General features: G+C 70.6%; 20 protein-coding genes, 6 tRNA genes and 1 other RNA gene. 13 read left to right on the top strand and 14 right to left on the bottom strand.

The window, feature by feature from the left end; translation table 11 throughout:
• The first annotated feature begins 100 nt into the window (after positions 1–100).
• The 12 genes from VF584_05120 to VF584_05065 all read left to right on the top strand — a co-directional run bounded on the left by VF584_05120 (position 101) and on the right by VF584_05065 (position 6,091).
• Complete coding sequence (locus VF584_05120; GenBank protein ID HEX8209546.1) at positions 101–1,027, top strand: 3-oxoacyl-ACP reductase family protein; 927 nt, start codon at positions 101–103, stop codon at positions 1,025–1,027.
• An 86-nt stretch (positions 1,028–1,113) separates the two neighbouring features.
• Entirely contained in the window at positions 1,114–1,710 is a 597-nt protein-coding gene (locus tag VF584_05115; GenBank protein HEX8209545.1) for a hypothetical protein, read from the top strand.
• An 80-nt stretch (positions 1,711–1,790) separates the two neighbouring features.
• Positions 1,791–2,804, top strand: coding sequence for an isocitrate/isopropylmalate family dehydrogenase (locus VF584_05110; protein ID HEX8209544.1), 1,014 nt, complete (start codon positions 1,791–1,793; stop codon positions 2,802–2,804).
• Positions 2,805–2,806: 2 nt separating this feature from the next.
• Entirely contained in the window at positions 2,807–3,124 is a 318-nt protein-coding gene (locus tag VF584_05105; protein ID HEX8209543.1) for a hypothetical protein, read from the top strand.
• 5 nt (positions 3,125–3,129) lie between these two features.
• A complete protein-coding gene (locus VF584_05100; protein ID HEX8209542.1) occupies positions 3,130–3,354 on the top strand; it encodes a hypothetical protein in 225 nt (74 codons plus the stop codon).
• Positions 3,355–3,815: 461 nt separating this feature from the next.
• Positions 3,816–5,000 carry an acyl-CoA dehydrogenase family protein gene (locus VF584_05095; GenBank protein HEX8209541.1) on the top strand — a complete coding sequence of 395 codons (1,185 nt, stop codon included), beginning with the start codon at positions 3,816–3,818 and terminating at the stop codon, positions 4,998–5,000.
• A gap of 163 nt (positions 5,001–5,163) precedes the next feature.
• Positions 5,164–5,236, top strand: a tRNA-Lys gene (locus VF584_05090).
• Positions 5,237–5,278: 42 nt separating this feature from the next.
• Positions 5,279–5,352: transfer RNA gene (locus VF584_05085), tRNA-Arg, on the top strand.
• A 61-nt stretch (positions 5,353–5,413) separates the two neighbouring features.
• A tRNA-Leu gene (locus tag VF584_05080) sits at positions 5,414–5,497 on the top strand.
• A 32-nt stretch (positions 5,498–5,529) separates the two neighbouring features.
• Positions 5,530–5,613 (top strand) — tRNA-Leu (locus tag VF584_05075).
• 17 nt (positions 5,614–5,630) lie between these two features.
• Positions 5,631–6,014: RNase P RNA component class A (gene rnpB, locus VF584_05070), an RNA gene on the top strand.
• A 3-nt stretch (positions 6,015–6,017) separates the two neighbouring features.
• A tRNA-Arg gene (locus VF584_05065) sits at positions 6,018–6,091 on the top strand.
• Positions 6,092–6,496: 405 nt separating this feature from the next.
• On the opposite strand, the gene VF584_05060 is transcribed toward VF584_05065, so the two are convergent.
• From VF584_05060 to VF584_05050, 3 genes are all read right to left on the bottom strand, one after another.
• Complete coding sequence (locus VF584_05060) at positions 6,497–6,865, bottom strand: hypothetical protein (GenBank protein ID HEX8209540.1); 369 nt, start codon at positions 6,863–6,865, stop codon at positions 6,497–6,499.
• A gap of 276 nt (positions 6,866–7,141) precedes the next feature.
• On the bottom strand, positions 7,142–7,357 hold the full coding sequence (locus VF584_05055; GenBank protein HEX8209539.1) for a type II toxin-antitoxin system HicA family toxin: 216 nt from the start codon (positions 7,355–7,357) through the stop codon (positions 7,142–7,144).
• A complete protein-coding gene (locus tag VF584_05050; GenBank protein HEX8209538.1) occupies positions 7,354–7,560 on the bottom strand; it encodes a type II toxin-antitoxin system HicB family antitoxin in 207 nt (68 codons plus the stop codon). Before VF584_05050 ends, VF584_05055 begins: the two co-directional genes overlap by 4 nt.
• Positions 7,561–7,631: 71 nt before the next feature.
• Between VF584_05050 and VF584_05045 the strand changes: the two genes are divergently transcribed.
• A tRNA-Arg gene (locus VF584_05045) sits at positions 7,632–7,701 on the top strand.
• 508 nt (positions 7,702–8,209) lie between these two features.
• On the opposite strand, the gene VF584_05040 is transcribed toward VF584_05045, so the two are convergent.
• The 11 genes from VF584_05040 to VF584_04990 all read right to left on the bottom strand — a co-directional run.
• Entirely contained in the window at positions 8,210–8,623 is a 414-nt protein-coding gene (locus VF584_05040; GenBank protein ID HEX8209537.1) for a type II secretion system protein, read from the bottom strand.
• Positions 8,623–9,819 (bottom strand): type II secretion system F family protein, encoded by a 1,197-nt coding sequence (locus tag VF584_05035; GenBank protein ID HEX8209536.1) that lies wholly within the window; start codon positions 9,817–9,819, stop codon positions 8,623–8,625. Before VF584_05035 ends, VF584_05040 begins: the two co-directional genes overlap by 1 nt.
• A gap of 121 nt (positions 9,820–9,940) precedes the next feature.
• Positions 9,941–11,431 carry a type II secretion system ATPase GspE gene (gspE, locus tag VF584_05030; protein HEX8209535.1) on the bottom strand — a complete coding sequence of 497 codons (1,491 nt, stop codon included), beginning with the start codon at positions 11,429–11,431 and terminating at the stop codon, positions 9,941–9,943.
• A gap of 7 nt (positions 11,432–11,438) precedes the next feature.
• Positions 11,439–13,082 carry a secretin N-terminal domain-containing protein gene (locus VF584_05025; protein HEX8209534.1) on the bottom strand — a complete coding sequence of 548 codons (1,644 nt, stop codon included), beginning with the start codon at positions 13,080–13,082 and terminating at the stop codon, positions 11,439–11,441.
• 34 nt (positions 13,083–13,116) lie between these two features.
• A complete protein-coding gene (locus VF584_05020) occupies positions 13,117–13,782 on the bottom strand; it encodes a hypothetical protein (GenBank protein ID HEX8209533.1) in 666 nt (221 codons plus the stop codon).
• Complete coding sequence (gene gspM, locus VF584_05015) at positions 13,779–14,345, bottom strand: type II secretion system protein GspM (protein HEX8209532.1); 567 nt, start codon at positions 14,343–14,345, stop codon at positions 13,779–13,781. The genes VF584_05020 and gspM overlap by 4 nt, the downstream gene beginning before the upstream one ends.
• Positions 14,342–15,658, bottom strand: coding sequence for a PilN domain-containing protein (locus VF584_05010; protein HEX8209531.1), 1,317 nt, complete (start codon positions 15,656–15,658; stop codon positions 14,342–14,344). Before VF584_05010 ends, gspM begins: the two co-directional genes overlap by 4 nt.
• A gap of 130 nt (positions 15,659–15,788) precedes the next feature.
• On the bottom strand, positions 15,789–16,808 hold the full coding sequence (locus VF584_05005; GenBank protein ID HEX8209530.1) for a type II secretion system protein GspK: 1,020 nt from the start codon (positions 16,806–16,808) through the stop codon (positions 15,789–15,791).
• Positions 16,805–17,410: a prepilin-type N-terminal cleavage/methylation domain-containing protein gene (locus VF584_05000; GenBank protein HEX8209529.1), complete on the bottom strand. Its 606-nt coding sequence runs from the start codon at positions 17,408–17,410 to the stop codon at positions 16,805–16,807. The genes VF584_05005 and VF584_05000 overlap by 4 nt, the downstream gene beginning before the upstream one ends.
• Positions 17,407–17,781, bottom strand: coding sequence for a prepilin-type N-terminal cleavage/methylation domain-containing protein (locus tag VF584_04995; protein HEX8209528.1), 375 nt, complete (start codon positions 17,779–17,781; stop codon positions 17,407–17,409). The genes VF584_05000 and VF584_04995 overlap by 4 nt, the downstream gene beginning before the upstream one ends.
• A gap of 157 nt (positions 17,782–17,938) precedes the next feature.
• Positions 17,939–19,610 (bottom strand): S8 family serine peptidase (locus VF584_04990; GenBank protein ID HEX8209527.1); only part of this gene is annotated, 1,672 nt, incomplete at its 5' end.

Below are 19,610 nucleotides of genomic sequence, written 5' to 3'. Positions count from 1 at the left end.
CGCCCTGTGCCCGCGCGCCGGGAGCTTGCACCCCAACCTCCCGCGCCCGTAAGCTTCCGCGCGCACAGCAGCATCGCACCTCCCACCTCCGGGTCGCTTGATGCCTCCGCACCCCAGCGAGCGACTTCCCCACGGCCACACCCCGCAACCCGCGGCGCAGTACTCCCCGACCGCTCCCGAGATGGTCCAGATGCAGGACCAGGTGGAGCAGCTCCTGGTGGAGATGAGCGAGGAGACGCAGAGCAAGTCGCTGGGCTACGGCTCCAGCCTGCGGGGGCGCGTCGCCATCGTCACCGGCGGGGCCACGGGGATCGGCAGGGCGATCGCGCTGGAGTTCGCGCGGCACGGGGCCGCCGTGGCGTTCAACTACTTCTGCTACGACGACGGCGAGGACCTGCGCGCGGAGGCCGAGGCCACCGCGCGCGAGATCGCGCAGATGGAGGTGCGCGTGCACCACGCATCGTGCGACGTGCGCGACCCGGGCGAGGTGAGCCGCTTCGTGAAGGACGCGCACGAGGAGCTGGGCGCCATCAACATCCTGGTGAACAACGCCGGGATCGCCCGCGACCGCGCCCTCTGGCGGCTGACGGACGAGCAGTGGAGGACGGTGCTGGACACCAACCTGACGGGCGCCTTTCACATGATCCGCGCCGTGGCGCCCATGTTCCGCCGCCAGTCGGACGGCAAGATCGTGAACGTGTCGTCGGTGCACGGCATCCGCAGCGAGTTCGGGCTGGCCAACTACAGCGCGTCGAAGGCGGGGCTGCTGGGGCTCACCCGCTCCGCGGCGCTGGAGCTGGGGCCGAGCAACGTGAACGTGAACGCGGTGGCGCCGGGGTACATCCGCACCACGCGCCTCACCAGCGGCGTCCCCGCCGAGATCCTGGACACGGCCCGCGAGCGCGCCGTCCTCGGCCGCCTGGGCGATCCGCAGGACGTCGCAAACGTGGTCATGTTCCTCTGCTCCGAGTACGCGCGCCACATCACCGGCGCGGTCATCCCCGTAGACGGCGGGCACCTCCTGTGAAAAGAGCCTCACACAGAGACACAGAGGGAACGGAAAGGCCACGGAGAAGCCCTTCTGCTTTTCTCTCTGTTGCTCTGTGGCTCTGTGTGAGGCCGTCCGTGCTGGTGCTGGCCGTCGCCGCGTGCGGAGGCCCGCGCGCCGCCCCGGGCCCGGCGCCCGTCCCCGCGCCGGTGGCGATGCCGGCGATGGACCTGGGCGGGCAGCGGGTGCTGATCCTTCCCGTGCAGGCGGCGGAGGGCGTCGGCACGCGCGACGAGGCGACGAGCGAGCTGGTCTTCGCCCTCGCCGAGCGCGACGCGCGCACGCAGTGGGTGACGCCGGATCAGCTGCGGCGCGCCCTGCGCGGGGCACCCGGCTACGCGGCGGACCCCGGCGCGCTTCCCGACGACCCGTACATCCACCACGGCGAGCGCTCCATCGTGGACCCGCTGGGCGGCATCGTGCGGCGCTACTCCGCGCTGACCGACGCGCGCGTGGTGCTGATCCCCCGCGCCGCCCGCTGGATGCCGGGGAGCGGCGGGGGCCGCGTGAGGATGACGGCCGCGGTGGTGGACGCCCGCAGCGCCCGCGTCATCTGGCACGGCGACGCGGAGGGGGACGAGCGCCCGGCCTTCGACCGCGCCGCCCTCGCCAGCGCCGCCGCCGCCCTGGCCGAGCGGATGCTGGTGGCGGGGAGCCGCTGAGCGCGCGCTCGCATCCGTCTTGCACGGCCCATCGGTCCTGTACCCAGTTTCCTGTTCCCTAATCCCTGAAGCCGTACCCCATGCCGCAGACCGTAACGCTGATCCCCGGTGACGGAATCGGGCCCGACATCACCCGTGCCGTGGTGCGCGTGCTGGAAGCCGCCGGCGCCGAGCTCACGTGGGACGAGAGGCCGGCGGGCGTCTCCGCCGTCGCCACGCACAACACCCCGCTCCCGCAGGAGACGATCGACTCCATCCGCGAGACGCGCGTGGCGCTCAAGGGGCCGCTGACCACGCCCTCCGGGGTGGGCTTCCGCTCGATCAACGTGGCGCTGCGCAAGGAGTTCGACCTGTACGCCAACGTGCGCCCCGCGCGCACCCTGGTGTCGGGCGGGCGCTACGAGGGGATCGACATCGTCCTGATCCGCGAGAACACCGAGGGGCTGTACAGCGGCGTGGAGCACTACATCGGCATCGGCGACGACCCGCGCGCCGCCGCCGAGTCGGTAATGCTGGTGACCCGCTTCGGCGTCAACCGCATCCTGCGCTACGCCTTCGAGTACGCCGTGAACAACGGCCGCAAGAAGGTGACGTTGGCGCACAAGGCCAACATCCTCAAGTACACGCAGGGCCTCTTTCTGGACATGGGGAAGGAGATCGCCAAGGAGTACGCCGGCCGCGTGGAGTTCGAGGACCGCATCATCGACGCGACCGCCATGATGCTGGTGATGGACCCCTACCGCTTCGACGTGATCGTCTGCGAGAACATGTTCGGCGACATCCTCTCGGACCAGATCGCGGGGCTGGTGGGCGGCCTCGGTCTGGCCCCGGGCGCCAACATCGGCAAGGACGCGGCGATCTTCGAGGCGGTGCACGGCTCCGCGCCGGACATCGCGGGGAAGAACATCGCCAACCCGGCCGCGCTCCTGATGGGCGCCACGCTGATGCTGGACCACCTGGGGATGCGCGAGCCGTCGCGCCGCATCATCGCCGCGCTGGAGGGCGCCATCCGCGAGAACGACACGCTGACCCCCGACCTGGGCGGCACCGGAACGACGGACTCGTTCACCGATGCCCTCATCCGGCGGCTCTAGCCATGTCCGAAGAGTGGACGGGCCCCTGCCGCGTCTGCGGCCGCCAGTTCGGCGAGCACGACAAGCCGGACGCGGCCGGCTGGTGCTCACAGTGCCGCGGTCGCCTCGTCTCCCGCTCCACGCGCGTGGCGTGGGCGCCGGCGGTGGTCTTTGGGCTGCTCTACGCCTACCTGCTGGTGTGGGGCGGATTGCTGGAGTCGCGCTTCATGGTGGTGTGGATCGCGCTGGGGGTGGCGCTGGCGTGGGTGATGTTCAAGGTGGCGCGGCGCGTGGCGTTCGACGTCATCCGCGGTCGCATGACGCCCCGCGCGCGGGGGTGATGCAGATGCGCGGCTTCCTTGCGAGTCCCCTGATCAACGTCCTGGCCGCCACGGTCGGAGGCATCCTGCTGGGCTTCGGCATCGGCCGCCTCTTCCACACCGCGACGGTGGGTGCGGGCGTGGCGTCGCTGGCGGGTTTCATCCTGCTCTGGTGGGCCCTCTATGACCACCGCAAGGCCAAACCCGGCGTCGCGGAGACGGAAAAGGACGGGTCGCACACGATCGAGTGAAGGGCCCCCTCCCCCGCTCGTCACCTCGCGGCCCCTCCCCCAATAACCACCTGGGGGAGGGGCGGTTTGCGTGTGGCGGTGCGGGGCGGGCATCGCGGGCCCTCTCCCCGCTCGGTCCTCGCTGCCCCTCCCCCAAACCACGGGGGAGGGGCGGTTGGCGTGCATGGGTGCGCGGCGGCGGGGTTCTTCGCGTCGCAAGGCACGGGCAGCCACGCGGGGCTGTCCCTACGGAATTGGTTTGTTGAGGCGGGCGGCGGAGCAGCGTTGGGCACGGGCGCGATGAATCGCGCCCCTACGGGGCATCCGCGCGGCGAGCGGAGTTCTCCCCCTCCGCCGCCCTGCGCCCCCGCAGGCGGGGGAGGGGGCCGGGGGGAGGGGGCTGGGTGCTTGCCGCCCCTCCCCCGCACGGCCTATATTCCCGCATCCCAGCGGGTTATACAATCCTTCGACAGGCAAGAGCGATGGCCAGGTTCCAGGGCGTCGACTACTACGACATAGACGGGCTGCTCACCGAGGAGCAGCGGATGATCCGCGACACGGTGCGCGAGTGGGTGGACGAGAACCTCCTCCCCGTGATCAACGACGCGTACATCGGACGCTACCTGCCGAAGCAGCTCATTCCCGGAATGGCGGAGCTGGGGGTGTTCGGCGCCAACCTCCCCGAGGAGTACGGGTGCGCGGGGCTGGACAACATCTCGTATGGCCTCATCATGCAGGAGCTGGAGCGCGGCGACTCCGGGATCCGCTCCTTCGCGTCGGTGCAGGGCGCGCTCTGCATGTACCCCATCTACGCCTTCGGCAGCGAGGAGCAGAAGCGCGAGTACCTGCCGCGCATGGCCGCCGGCGAAGTCATCGGCTGCTTCGGCCTCACCGAGCCCGACTTCGGCTCCAACCCCGGCGGGATGATCACGCGCGCCCGCAAGACGGACGACGGCTACGTGATCGACGGGGCCAAGATGTGGATCACCAACGGCTCCACCGCAAACATCGCCATCATCTGGGCCAAGACGGGCGAGCTGGACGACACAAAGTCGATCCGCGGCTTCATCGTCCCCACGGACACGCCCGGCTTCACCGCGCGCGACCAGAAGGGAAAGCTGTCGCTGCTCGCCTCCGACACGTCGGAGCTGGTGCTGCAGGACGTGCACGTGCCCGAGACGGCGCTGCTGCCGAAGTCCGGGGGGCTCAAGAGCCCGCTGATGTGCCTGACGCAGGCGCGCTACGGCATCGCGTGGGGCGCCGTCGGCGCGGCGATGGCGTGCTACGACGAGGCCCTGCAGTACGCCAAGAACCGCGTGCAGTTCGGCGGCAAGCCCATTGCCGCCACGCAGCTCCAGCAGACGCGCCTGGCCGAGATGCTCACCGACATCACCAAGGCGCAGCTGCTGGCCTGGCGCCTGGGCACCCTCAAGGACGCGGGGACGATGCGGCCGGAGCAGGTGTCGCTCGCCAAGCGCAACAACGTGGACATCGCCACCAACGTCGCGCGCGAGGCGCGGCGCCTCCTGGGCGGCAACGGCATCCTGGTGGAGTACTCCGCCATGCGCCACATGGCCAACCTGGAGTCCGTCTATACGTACGAGGGCACGCACGACGTCCACGGCCTCATCCTGGGGCAGGACGTCACCGGCTACGCCGCGTACTGAGGCCTTCGGGAAGCCCCTCCCGCCATAGCGCGGGAGGGGTTGACGATGCGGAAGGCCGATGGCATATTCTTGGCCCTGCAACGCCCGTAGCTGGAAACGGGAAGGCCCGGGCGGTTGACACATCCGGCTGGTTTGCTTAGCTTGAAGGGCTTCCAGTGGCAACGCACCGATAGCTCAACTGGCAGAGCAGGGGACTCTTAATCCCAAGGTTGTAGGTTCGATTCCTACTCGGTGCACTGCACGCGAAAGCGTGTTTTTTGACAGAACCGTCGGTATATGCGCCCGTAGCTCAGCTGGATAGAGCGTCTGACTACGGATCAGAAGGTCGGGAGTTCGAATCTCTCCGGGCGCACTTTCGGCGGCGTGGCTCACCCCACGCCTCCGGCCAGTCGGTACCAGCTACGGACATTCTCGCTCTTGTGGCGGAATTGGTAGACGCGCTAGATTCAGGATCTAGTGGGCGTAAGCCCGTGGAGGTTCGAGTCCTCTCGAGAGCACTGTCCGAAGCCTGGTACCGGCTGTTGTTTGTGCCCAGGTGCTGAAATTGGTAGACAGGCCAGACTAAGGATCTGGTGCCTTAACCGGCGTGGAGGTTCGAGTCCTCTCCTGGGCATCTTTGACAATTCGGATCTGGGAGGCGAGTGAGGACCGCGGCGTTCGCGTCGAGGAAAGTCCGAGCTCCGCAGGGCAGGGTGCCGGATAACGTCCGGGCGCCGCGAGGCGATGGAAAGCGCAACAGAAAGCAAACCGCCGATGGCTCCCTTCGGGGCAGCACAGGCAAGGGTGAAACGGTGACGGTAAGAGCGCACCGCGCGGCTGGCGACAGCCGTGGCACGGCAAGCCCCACCCGGAGCAAGGCCAAGCAGTGACGAGGGGCGGCCCGTCCCGCGAAGGACCCCGGTTCTTCACAGTCACGGGTAGGCTGCACGAGGCCGGCGGCAACGCCGGTCCCAGAGAAATGGTCCTCCCCCGGCTCGCCGGGGACAGAACTCGGCTTATTCGCCTCCCTGAACATCCGCGCTCGTAGCTCAGCTGGATAGAGCGTCGCCCTCCGGAGGCGAAGGCCACAGGTTCGAATCCTGTCGAGCGCACTTAAGATAAACCCCCACAGCACAAATTACTTGTGTGCTGTGGGGGTTTTCTCATTTTGGGCTGAGCGTTGCTCACGGTAACGAACGCGGGTACCATATAGCCATGTTTCGTGCCGACCCCGCCCTTCCCGGAGCACCGATACCGCGGACCCGCACTCGCACCTCTCGCGTCGCCGAGTCGTCCGCTGCGGCCCTCCTGGTCAACGGTAGCCCGGATTCACCTGGCCGGGTTCACCGCTGAGGTGCGCGAGATGGGCAAGGCGCACCCGGACAGATGGGGGCCGGATCGCCACGCTGCGGAGACGATACTGCGGCGGGAAGGGCGGACGGTAGAAGCCGCGGTCCAGGAGACGACCCGGTAGGGAGTGAGCCGAAGAGGCCCGGAGGAGGACGCCAGGGCTGGCCTCACGGCGAGTTGCTCTTGATCATCCGGATACCACGATCCACAACTGCTTGCGCGAAGCCGCGCTCGTCGTGCATGTCTTGACCAACGAAGTTGTAACTGTCGCGCAGGTCGACCGGGAACTCCGCCGTATAGCCCTGTTTGCCCGGCGCGTCCACAAGCCTCCAGTACCCCTGCCCCTCCCGCGGGATATATCCATGCGCGCGCCGCAAAGCGTCGAGGGTGAGTTCAACCGCTTCGATCTCGGTCGATGATCCCACACGGGAAACCCGCAAGCGGAACCCTGGGGGGACACGCCATTCGTCAAGTGTGTTCAGCAAAACGTTCAGACGAGCACTACCGGTAAAGTCTCCATCGATGCCGTTGATCATTTTTCTCTCCCGTGGATTGTATCTTGTTGACCCGGTTAGGAAGGTTTCATTAACTCCCTCGCGCGTTGTACTGCAAGTCGCGCAACGGGCGACCTTCCACTGCCCTGGTGGTGGCCGATAGTCGCATGTACTTGTGTCTAGGTGCGCGCGCAACTGCGTTCTGTGAGACGTACGATTCCTCCACTAGATCCGCAGCCGTGAGGCGTTCGAAGAGGGCTGAGCGAAGACACGCTTTAATATAGGGTGAGCCGCTCGCGAGTTTCGCGACGGCTTCCCCTACAGGTCTTCCGGTCTAAGGCCCGTACGCTTTGCGATCCGTGCGAGCATCCGTCCGCCGACCTCATCGGAGTCGTGGAAAGCGAAGACGTAGTCCGGCCAGCCCTCGCGGGTGAGCGTGCGGTGAGATGTGCCTTGTTGACGATTTACCGCCCAGCCGATTCGAAGCAGCGCGGCCAGAACACGCCGCGCCTTCGTGCTCGGCCAGATGCTCATGCCGCGAGAAACGAGACGCTGAGCAGCTCCGGAATTTCCTCGCCGTGCTCGAGGCGTTCGGCGAGAACGCGAAGCGCCAACGCCTGCACTTTGGCGACGGCGGATGCGCGGTTGTCGCCATACACCATCACGCCGGGCATGTCGGGTACCTCAGCGATCCAGCGACCATCGTCTTCGCGCTCGATCTCAATGTTGAACTGCATCGGCGGAACCTCGTCACCAGGTCTGAAGAGTGCTCGATGCATCGAACATCGTCAGAAATGGTGATACGAGCAAGCTCGTAGCTCAACTGGATGAGCGTCGCCCTCCGGAGGCGAAGGCCACAGGTTCGAATCCTGTCGAGCGCATAGCAGATAGACCGGGGATAATCTGGGTCCGCGATCTGCACCTCTTCTTGAACCGTGCGCGAGAAACCCCCGTCTTCGCCGGCTGTGTCTTCGGAAAACGGCGAAATCATTTCGCTGTTTTTCTGCGGGCGTCCTCCGCGCGGCTTCTTTGACGGGCGTCGCCCGGGCGTGTGTGACGGGCAACGCTACTGGTTCATGCATAAACGACACACCGCAGGGCTCGAACGTGACTCTAATCAACTGTCCGGCCTGCGGCTGGGAAGTCTCCGCGATGGCAGACGAGTGCCCCAGGTGCGGGCGCCCTCGACCATCAATGACGCCGTCCACAATCCTGATCGGTTGTGGAATCATCATAGGGATCTCGGGAATCATCTACTTGGTCCTCATGCTCGTTCGAGCGGTGCAGAACTGACGTCTCCCCGGCTGCGTACACCCGTACTGCTATCCAGTGGGCATCACGCACGGGCGACATCGTCTTCGCGCTCTATCTCGATGTTGAGCAGCATTACTCTACAACCTCCACGCCGCCGGTGACGGGGTCGAGGCGGATGGTGTGCCAGGTGGCGTCGAGGCGGATGCGGAGGGTGGCGCGGGTGGAGGTGCCGAGGGGGAAGAAGGTGGCGGACCAGGGGCTCGGCTGCACGCTCTGGATCGCCAGTTTTCCTTCGCCGATGACGGAGTCGGTGCGGGCGGAGGCGAGGCGGTAGCTGCCGTCGGAGAGGAGGGTGGCGCGGATGGGCTCCTCGCGGCGCGCGGCCTGGAGCCGGGCTTCGGAGGCGAGCTCGCCGACGAGGCCCGCGGGCGTCGTCTCGGGGCCAAAGGTGCGGCCGAGCGCGGCGACCGAGACGGAGAGCATCACGCCCATGATTGCGATCACCACGATCAGCTCGATCAGGGTGAAGCCGTCGCGGCGCCGCATCAGAGCGCGCCCGCGTTGATGCTGTAGATCGCCTGGAGCATGCCCAGCGCGATGAAGCCGACGACTGCGCCGAACAGGAGGATCAGCGTGGGTTCCACCAGCGTGATGGCGCGCTTGAGGGTGTCGCGCACCTCGCGGTCGTACACCGTGGCCACGCGCAGCAGCATCTCGGGCAGCGTGCCCGTCTCCTCGCCGACCGACATCATCTGCCGCGCCAGCTTGGGGAGCATGGGGCCGGCGGATGCAGCCAGCGTCTTCCCCTCGCGGACGGCGCGGACGGCATCGCCGAGGCCGCGCGCGAGCACCACGTTCCCCGCGGTGCCGCGCGCGATCTCCAGCGAGTTGACGAGGGGGACGCCGTTCTGCAGGAGCATTCCCAGGATGCGGGCGATGCGCGCGGTGGCGACGCGGCGGATCAGGTCGCCGACGCCGGGGATGCGCAGGAGGAGCGCGTCCCACTTGGCGCGGCCGGCGGGGGTGCGGACGGTGTACACGCCCGCCCAGATGCTCGCGGCCGCGACGAGCGCGACCAGCCACCCCCAGCGGCTCGCGGCAGTGGTCGTCGCCAGGAGGACGCGGGTGGTAAACGGGAGTTTTGCGCCCGCATCCTGGAGCACGCCGGCGAACTGCGGCAGGACGACGAAGACCAGGAGCGTCACCGCCATGCCGCCCGCGAACATCATCAGCGCGGGGTAGAGCAGGGCGGAGACCAGGCTGGAGCGGAGCTCGGCTTCCTCTTCCTGGAGCGTGGCGAGGCGGCCAAAGGTGGGCCCCAGCGTCCCGCCCGCCTCCCCCGCCGCGACCATGGCGACGTACACGGGCGGGAAGATGCGCGGGTGCGCCGCGAAGGCATCCGACAGAGGCCGCCCCGCGCGCACGTCCTGCCGCACCGCCTGCACCACGCCGCGCAGCATCGCGTCGTCCGTCAGGTCGGCGGCGACGGAGAGCGCGCGGTCCACGGGGAAGCCCGACTCCAGCAGCGTGGAGAGCGAGCGGGTGAGCTGCAGGCGCAGCGATGCCCCGGCGCGCCCGCCCCTCCCGCCCGACACCTCCGCGTCGCCCGCCTCCTCCACGGCGACAGGGAAGAGCGCCCGCGCGCGCAGGTCGGCCAGCACGCCGTCGCGCGAGGGCGCCTGGAGCACGCCCTCCACGATCTTTCCCTCTGGCGTCGAGGCGCGATAGCGGAATGCCGTCATGGGGCGGGCATCCTGAAAAGCAATCTCACACAGAGACGCAGAGGAAAAGGAAAGACACAGAAGGACTCACCGAAGCCCTCTGCTGCCTTGCTGTTTCCTCTGTGTCTCCGTGTGAGGCTTTTCACTCTTCGGCCTCCGCCGTCACGCGCAGGACTTCTTCCAGCGTGGTCTCGCCGGCGAGCGCGCGGGCGAGGCCGGCGGCGCGCAGGGAGCGCATCCCCTCGGCGCGGGCGGCGGCGCGGAGGTCTTCGAGCGGGGTGCGCGCCACGATCATCGAGCGCAGGCGGTCGGTAAGGTTGAGGATCTCGTAGATGCCCGTGCGCCCGCGGTAGCCGGTGCCGTCGCACGCGTCGCAGCCGCGGCCCTCGCGGAAGAGGGTGCCGGGGGCGACGCCGAGCCGCGCGGCCATGTCCGCGGCGGCGGGGCGCGGCTCGGAGCAGTGCGGGCAGACCCGGCGGACGAGGCGCTGCGCCACGATCCCTTCCACGGTCGCCGCCACCAGGTAGTCCTCCACGCCCATGTCCAGCAGGCGCGTGACGGCGGAGGGGGCGTCGTTGGTGTGCAGCGTGGAAAGGACGAGGTGGCCGGTGAGCGCGGCCTGCACCGCGATCTCCGCCGTCTCGCGGTCGCGGATCTCGCCGACCATGATGACGTCCGGGTCCTGGCGCAGCATGGAGCGCAGCGTCGCGGCGAAGCTCAGGCCGATGCGCGGGTGCACCTCCACCTGCGACACGCCGCGGATCTGGTACTCGACCGGGTCCTCGACGGTGAGGATCTTTCGCGTCTCGTCGTTGAGGCGCGAGAGGGCGGTGTAGAGCGTGGTCGTCTTTCCCGAGCCGGTGGGGCCCGTCACCAGCAGGATGCCGTTCGGCCGCTCGATCAGGCGCACGAAGCGGCGCAGGTCGTCCGGGTCCATCTGCAGGTCTTCCAGCGCCGTGCGCGCGCCGGAGCGGTCCAGGATGCGCAGCACCACCGACTCGCCGTTGACCGTCGGGATGGTGGAGACGCGCAGGTCCACCTCGCGCTCCGCCATGCGCAGCCGGATGCGCCCGTCCTGCGGCAGCCGGCGCTCGGCGATGTCCATGCTGGCCATCACCTTGATGCGGCTCACGACGGCGGCCTGGTAGCGCTTGGGGGATGCGGAGACCTCGCGCAGTACGCCGTCCACGCGATAGCGGACGCGCAGGGCGTCCGGCATGGCGTCCAGGTGCACGTCGCTGGCGCGGCGCTGGAGGGCGTCGAAGAGGATGAGGTTCACCAGGCGGATGACGGGCGCCTGGTTGGCGAGGCCCTCCAGGTCGTCCGCGCTCTCGGTGCCCTCGGTCACCAGCTCCAGACCGTCCTCGCGCAGGTCGGCCATGACGTCGTTGACCGTCGATGCCGCCGCCCCGTACGCGCGGTCGATGGCCCGCTCGATCTCCGCGCGCGGCGCTTCCACGATGCGCACCGGGCGCTCGAAGACCGCCGCGAGCTCCCCCAGCACGTCGGGCGCGAGGGGCTCCGATGCGGCGACCACCACCGCGTCCCCGTCCAGGCGGATGGGGACGAGGCGGTGCTCCTCCAGGTAGCGCGCGGAGAGGCGGTCGGTCAGCGGGCGGACGTCGTCGAGCACGCGCTCCTCAGGGCTGCGGGGTGCGCGCGGGCTGCGCGGGCGGCACAGTCTGCACGGGCGCCGCGGGCGGAGTCCCCTGCGGAGCGGGCAGGGCGGGCACAGGCGTGGCGGGGAGCACGCGCACGCTGTCCAGCCGGTTGCGGTCCAGCTCCCTGCGGATCTGCTGGCGGCTGTTGGTGCGCTCGATGGAACGCTCGCGCAGCCGCTCCAGGTCCGCGTCGGACTCCACCAGGTAGGGCGTGAGGAAGATGACCAGCTCCGTCTTCCTGCCGCGCCGCTCCGTGTCGCGGAAGAGGTAGCCCAGGAGTGGGATGTCCTTGAGGATGGGGATCCCGCGCCGGAACCGCGACTCTTCCGAGCCGATCAGCCCGCCGATGACCACCGTCTGCCGGTCGCGCACCACGGCCGAGGTCTGCGCCTCGCGCACGGTGATGATGGGCGCGCCGAAGAGCGTCTGGTTGGTGAGGGTGGAGACCTGCTGCAGGACGCTGAGCGTGACGTAGCCGTCCTGGTTGATGGTGGGGACGATGGCGAGCTCCGTCCCCACGTCGCGGAACTGGACGACGCGGTCCAGCACCTCGCCCGAAAGTCCGGAGCGCGCGATCTGGGTGAAGGGAACCTGGCTGCCCACCAGGATGCGCGCTTCCTCGTTGTTGCGCGCCAGCACGCTGGGCGTGGCGAGCACGTTGACGCGCGCGTCCGCGGCGATGGCGCGCAGCGTGGCGCGCACGTCGAAGTCGCCCTCCGCGAAGCCCATCGACACCACCAGGCCACCCGGGGTCGTGTCCGCAAGGGTGCGGAAGCGCTCCACTCCGCGCACCGCCTGGCCGCCGCCGCGCTCGCCCAGCCTCGCCACCCAGTCCACGCCGAACTGCGTCTCGCGATCCAGCGTCACCTCTGCCACGAAGACCTCGATCACCACCTGCAGCGGGCGGGTGTCGAGCCGGTCGATGGTCTGCCGCAGCAGCTCGTAGTTGCGCGGCGTGGTGCGGATGATGAGCGAGTTGGTGGCGGTGTAGGGGACCACCGCCGCCTCGCCCACCATCAGACCCCCGACGGTCGGCGTCTGGCCCGTGTTGGGGCGGGTCAGCACGGATTGCGGGCGTGCCGCGCCATCCGCGCCCAGCGCGAAGCCGCCGCCCGACGTCGTGACGTTGCTCCCCTCGCGCTGGCCGCGGAGCTGGTCGCTGAGGGAGCGACGGCCGCGCGTGTCGCCGGCGGCGGCGTTGGCGGCGTCGGTGCTCCCGTAGATGGCCGCCAGCGTCAGCGCCAGCTCGGTGGCGGATGCGTGGCGCAGCGGGTGCACGAAGACCTGCGTCTCCCCCAGCGTGGGCGCCTGCGCGGCGGGCACCACCTGCAGGATGCCGCCGCGGTCCACCGTAGCGAACCCCGCGCTCTCCAGGATGGTGCGGATCAGCCCCGGGATCTCGTCGGGCGAGATGGGGCGGCCCATCTTGATGGTGACGCGCGTGGCGGGGTCGACGCCCACGAAGACGACGTTGAGCCCCGCCATCTCGGCGAGCGCGCTGATGACCGTCGTCAGCTCCGCGTCCTGGTAGTTGATCCTCACCTGCGCGCTCGCGGGCGGCACGGCAAGGAGGAGACAGGCCAGCGCGGCGGCCAGCGCACGATGCACGGTTTGGCTTCTCACCCGGTGTACTCTCGCTCGGGACGATGACATGGGGCTACCACCCGGGCGGAATGGCGCCGGGCGGGGTGTTTGCCGCGCTCTTGGCGCGCTGGCTCATGGGCACTTCGGGTGTGGGCGCCGCGTTGGGAAGCGGGGTGCCCGACGGCAGCGATGCAGCCGCGGCCGCGGCGCGCCGCCCCTCGCCGGGGCGCGCGACGTCCATGCGCAGCTCGCCCATGGCGCCCACCATCACCACGTGGTCGTACGCCACCCGCTCCAGCCGGTATCCGCCCACCGCGTCTCCCACCCGGTACACCTCCGGCCCCGGCGACGACGGGTCCGCGTCGATCAGCGCCATCCCGCCCGTGCTTGAGACCATCGTCCCCGCGACGCGGTACCGCGGCGGGGGGGGCGGGGGAGGGGGGGGAGGGGGTGGCGCCGGCATCGTCAGCGTGGTCGGCGCGACGCCCGGGGTGAGCTGCATCCCCACGCGGTAGCGGCTCTGCGGCGCCGTGCGCGACGCGCTGAAGACGTTGCGGTCCAGGGCGCCGCGCACCACCGCCTCCGGGTCGCGCGCGGGGGGGCGCGGGGTGGCGGCGGATGCGCGCGGCAGCTCGGGCCAGATCACCCGCGGCGACTCGCCGGCTCCCGTCGCCCTCCACACGGCCCCGGCCAGGAGGAGCGCCGTGGCGCCGGCCCAGATGCGGTCGTTGGTGGTCATGTTGGCTCCTCGTCGTCGGCTGGGCGGAGCAGGTAGCCCGTCACGCGCAGGCTGATGGTGAGCGAGGGCGTGCCCGCGCCCTCCCGCGGATCGCCGCCCACCGTGAGGTCGTCGACGCGCAGCAGGACGGGGCTCTGCTCCACGCCTTTCAGCAGCTCCATCAGCCCCGTCGCGTCGCCGCGCGCCACGATCTGGAGCGAGGTGGCGGTCGCCGGGCCGGCGGGGGCGGGGGGGAGGATGGACTCGCGCACCACCTCCACTTCGGCGTCCTCGGCGATCGCCTGGACCACGGAGGAGAGGCGCGCCGCGGCCACCTGCGGCGTGTTGCCGCCCAGGTAGCGCCCCGCCGCGATCCGTTCCGCCGCCGCGGCGCTCTGCGACAGGGTGCGCAGCGTGTCGCGGCTGGCGGCCAGCCCGCGGAAGCGCGCCACCCGCTCCGCCTGCAGCGCCGCCCCGCTCTCGCCGTCGCCGCCGCCGAAAAGGCGCGGACCGATGCCGATCAGGAGGATCAGGACCGCCGCCACCGCGCCGCCAATGACGACCCGCTTCTCGCGCGGCGTCACGGGGCCACCTGCATGCGGATGGCGAAGTTCTCCAGCTCCACGGAGCCGATCGTGCGGCGCGTGACCGGCTCCACCGACTCCACGCCGGAGAAGCGGGGCGACTGCTCCAGGAGCGGGACGATGGCGGAGGCGCGCCCCGCGTAGCCGCGGATCTCCACCGTCTGCTTCTCCGCGTCGGCCTGGAACTCCGTGAGGTACGCGCCGGGCGGAAGGCGCCGCCCAAGCTCCTCCAGCGCATCCAGCCAGCGGGGGCGCGACGCGTCCAGGGAGTCGGTGAAGCGCACCGTGGCCGTGGAGCGGCGCACCCGCTCCAGCAACTCGGCGGCGGCATCGGCGCGTGGGGCGAGCGCGGCGGCCTCGGCCTCCAGAGCCTTTGCCCGGCGCGACTCGCGCCAGGGGCCGGCGCCCAGGAAGAGGAGGAAGGCGAGCGCCGCCGCCCCCGCCCACGCCATGGTGCGCCGCCGCCCCGCCGCGCTCAGCCGCTCGCGGTGCGATGCAGGAAGCAGCCCGCCCGCGGGCGCCAGCGCCGCCCCGATGGCCGCCGCGAACTCCGCGGGGACCCCCGGCGCCAGCTCCCCGCACGCCTCGGCGACGGTGCCGGGGAGCCGCGCCTCGATGGCCGCCGCGAGGCGTGATGCGAGCCACTCCTCCTCCGCGGGGTCCACGCCGATCAGCACGCGCGGCAGCACTCCGCCCTGCTGCACGGCGCTGGCGAGCGCATCCGCCACCGCCTCCGGCTCCGCGCCCAGCAGCCGCGCGTGGCCCAGCAGCGTGCCGCCGCGCGCCACCGAGACCTCCCACCACCCGCCCGTGTGCGTGACGGTGGCGAAGACGCCGCGTCCCAGAGCGGGCTGGAGGGCGGCCCACGCGCGCACCGCGGCGCGCGCCTGCGGCTCCACCGCCACCACGCGCCCGAGCGTCTCCTCCACACGCCCGACCAGCGCCTCCACCGCGTCCGCGCGCGCCGCAGCCACCGGCCCGTCGGAGGACGCATCGGCCAGCACCGCCTCGCCGCGCACGGGGAAGTAGCGCTCGGCCTCCATCTCCACGAGCCGCGTGCGGTCCGCGGGCGGCAGCGGCGGCAGCGCCAGCAGCTTGAGCCATGCATCGCGCGGCGACAGCGCGACGCCCACTTCCGCGCGGCGCCCCGGCGCGAGCACCTCGGCGGCGTCGCGGATCGCATCGTCCAGCGTGCGCGCTCCGGCGACGTGCGTGCGGTGCACCCCGCGCACGCGCACCCGGCTGCCGATGCGCTCCACCAGCGCCGTCCGCAGCTCCCCCTCCGCCACCGCGACCCCCACGCGGCGGATCATCGCGGCCTCGCCAAAAAGCGCCTCATACAGAGACACAGAGGAAACGACAAGGAAGAGGAGGGCGACACGGTGCTCGTCTGTGTCCTTTCTTTACCCTCTGTGTCTCTGTGTGAGATTGCTGTTGCTGTTTTCACTGGTCCGCCTCCTCGCGCTCCAGGCGGCGGAGGGCGGCGCCTTCCACGGCGTAGAGGGTGCGGATCGTGTGCGTCGACTCGCCCTCGGAGGCGCGGCCGGCGCTCCAGACCTCCAGGACCTCCGGGTGCGTCGCGATCACGTTGATGGCGCGTGCGCCGGTGCCCGCGTCGAAGAGCCCGCGGAGCGTCTGGTCCGCGGTGATCTCGGCGGCGGAGAGGAAGGGCCCCTGTGCCCGGCGCCGGAAGACCAGCGCCGTCGCCATCTCGCGCGAGAAGCCGGGGATGGCGGCGAGAACCGGGACCGGCGCGGCGTTCACGTTGATGCGCAGGTCGCGCGAGGGGAGCACCACCAGGAACGGCTCCACCCGCTCAAGGATCTCCGGCGTCATCCCCCGCACCCGCAGCAGCTCGCGAATCGACAGCAGGAGCCCGTTGCGCACTCGCTCGTCCCGGCGCGCGTAGAACGCCTGCTCGGCGCCGTTGGCGCGGGCCAGGTCGTCTTCGTCGCGCCAGTCCAGCAGCGATTCGACGAAGATGGCGAGCTCCCGCTCGTCCAGGATCCACTGCCTGAAGAAGTTGCGCAGCTCCGGCTCATCGGCGGCGTTGAGGTTCAGGCGCGTGCTCACGTCGTGCACGCGGAGCGCGTACTCCGCGCCGTTGGGAAGGCGCCGGTCGCCGCCGCGCGCCACCAGCGAGTCCAGCGAGTTGAAGGTCTCCAGCGCCGCGCGGGCACGGGCCCGCAGCTCGCGCATCCCCGGGTCTTCCTCGCCGCCCAGCGACGCGGCGCCGATGTTGGCGGGGGTGCGGGTGATCAGCTCCACGAGCACGGAGTCCAGCCGCGTCTCGGCCTCGGCGATCCCCGCCTCGGCGGACCAGCGGGCGGCTGCGCGCCGGTCCTGCGTCCCCACCATCCACAGGTGGCGGCGGGCGGTGAGCGCCACCGCCGTCCCCAGCGAGGCGAGGAGGAGGAGCGCCCAGAGCGCCGCCACCAGCGCGATCCCCCGCCGGTCCCTCACGGCACCCGCACGCGCAGGGGGAGCGCCGCCAGCGGCGAGACGCCGGGCTCCGCGTCGCCGCCGGTGAAGCGGAACTCGATGGCGGCGGGGGCGCGGGTGGCGTCCGGCCACGCATCCTGCCACTCGCCGCCGGCCTCCAGCATCCTGATCCCCATCCCCGTGACGTCCGGCAGGAGGGTGAGCGTCTCCTCCACCGCGCCGCCCTGGACGGTGCGGAGGACGCGCGCCACCACGCCGCTCTCGGGAGTGGCGGGGTCGGCGTCCACCAGGAGCTGCACGGCCTTGAGGTCGCTCTCCCACCCGAACACCGCGCCGCCGTGGGTGGAGAAGACGACGCGGTCTATGGGGCGCTCGCGGGAGCCGCCCGGCGTCAGGATCACCAGGTCGCCGCGCCCGGCACGCTCCACCGCCAGGCCGCGCACCGCCTCGCGCAGGAACTCGCGCGTGACGCGGGCGCGATGCTCCTCCCCCACGGCGCGCGTCTGGCGCTCGCCGGTGTCCACCGCGGCGCGCACGCTTCCGGCCACCAGCGCCATGGCCAGCCCGGCCAGCGCCAGGGCGATGACCACCTCGATGAGCGTGAACCCCGCGCGCCCCTTCATCGGCGGCGCAGGGTGGCGAGGTGCACCGAGTCGCCGTTCCCCAGCACCGACACCTCCACCGACATCGTCCCGTCCAGCGGCCCCGGCCCCACGCGCGTGCGCCAGCGGAAGTCGTCGTGCGGCGGCGGAAAGCTCCCCTCGTCGCGCCCGCGGGAGTCTGCGGGGCGCAGCAGGGTCTCCTCCATGCGCGACTCCGCCAGCTCCGTGGCCAGCAGGCGGGTGCTGGCGCGCGCGGTCACCGAGGTGCCGGTCGCGAGGATGCCGAGCGCGGCCACCACCCCGGTCCCCAGGATGGCGAGCGCGACGATCACTTCCAGGAGGGTGAACCCGGCGCGCGAGTGCGCGTGGGTGTGCCAGGGAAAGCGTTTCACGCGTACACAGTAAAGCCGGTGGGGTGGATAGACAATGCGCCGGGGGCGGAAACCCCCGGCGCATGGTTAGTCCTGAGTGCTAAGTGCTAAGTGCTGAACGGCAGTGCGTGAGTGCGCTGTTGACTCAGCACTCAGCACTTAGGACTTGGCACTTCCCTTACTGGAAGAACTGCGCATGGTAGCGGGCGATCGCCACGGCAGCCTCGCCGCGCTTCACCACGTTCGTCGGCCGGAAGTAGAACTTCAGCTTCGGCGTCAGGTCGAACGGTCCCTGCTCGATCTCCGCGTACACGTTCAGCATGTTGGAGTTGATCGCCGTGTGCACGTAGCCGCGCAGGCTGGCGGGGATCTGGTCCTGGTCCGCGATCACGTACGTCTGGCCGTTGTACGTGTAGGTCACGTCGCCCGTGTGGGCGAGCGCCGCCGCGTCGCCGCCTACGCCCCGCACCAGCATCCGCGCCAGGCCGCCGCGCTGCACCTTGGCGGTCGGGGAGAAGAGGCCGCCCGAGCCGTCCATGATGCCGGCGTAGCGGTGCTCACGGTCGCGCATCGCCGCGCCGCGCGCCGCCACCGCCTCCGCAAAGGGCTTGTCCGCCGCGGACACGTCGCTGAAGGTGCTGGCGCCGTTCAGCGGCAGGTTCTGGCGGATCGTGCCGAACTGCGTGAAGCCGCGGGCCAGGTCGATGCGGGTGAGCTCCGCGTCCGGGCAGAACGAGCCGGGCGCGCACAGCCCCAGGTAGCCGTTCGCCAGCGCCACTTCGATGGCGCCCTGCGCCGCGTGCCCCTGCACGTCCGCGATGACCGGCGGCGTGATGAAGGTCAGGATCTCCGTCTCGTGCACCTTGTCCGGCAGGGTGGCGAAGTTGCCCGCCTCGTTGCCCAGCGGGGTGAGCGCCTTGACCTCGGCCGTCCAGGTCCCCGGCGTCGGGTTGTTCACCACGATCACCAGCCGCGTGGTGCCGTTCTCCGCGAAGTACAGGTCGAATGCGTTGTAGCGGTTGCCGTTCGGGTCGTACACGTCGAAGAGCAGCGGGTTGCCCACCGTGCCGTACGCCGGCACGTTCACGCCCTGGAACTCGATCTTGGCCTCCAGGATGCTCGCGCCCGGCGCCACCTGGAAGGCGTGCTTGTACGCGCCCGGCAGCGAGGCCGGCGTGTAGTCGAACGTCTTGTCGTAGAGCACGTCCTCGCGAACCGTGGCCGGCACCGTCTCCACCGTCAGCGTCTTGCCGAAGGGGGTGGCCAGGGCGAACGACTTCTGCACCGCGGCGTAGGCGTTCACGTAGCCCGCACCCACCTCGAACGCGCGGAAGCCCGGCATCTTGGTGGCCGTCTCGCGCATGATCTGCTTCACCTGGTCCGGCGTGAGCAGCGGGTTGGCCTCCAGCATCAGCCCCGCGATCCCCGCCACGTGCGGCGAGGCCATCGAGGTGCCGTCCATGATGGTGTAGAACGGGTTGGTCTCGTCCGGCCCGAGCGCGCCCAGCACGCCGGTGGGGGCGTACGCCGAGTAGATGCCGACGCCCGGCGCCGTGATCGACGGCTCGTCGAGCCAGGTGATGACCTCACCGCTCTGCGACGTCACCGTGCGGGCGCCGCCGGTGCGGCCGCGCGAGGAGAAGTCGGCCAGCGTCGCCGCCTTGGTGCCCGCCGCCACCGAGATCACCCAGGGGGCCTTGGCGTAGGGATTGTGCGTGTCCGGAGCCGAGCCCGAGTTGCCCGCCGCGAAGGCGACCACGATGTTGCGCTCGTTCGCCAGGCGCGACGCCACGTTGATCGGGTCGTCCGGGTCGAAGTCGCCGCTGGAGCCCCACGAGTTGTTGATGACG

Source organism: Longimicrobium sp. (assembly GCA_036389135.1).
GTDB lineage: Bacteria > Gemmatimonadota > Gemmatimonadetes > Longimicrobiales > Longimicrobiaceae > Longimicrobium.
This window is presented reverse-complemented; position numbering and strand designations above follow the sequence as displayed.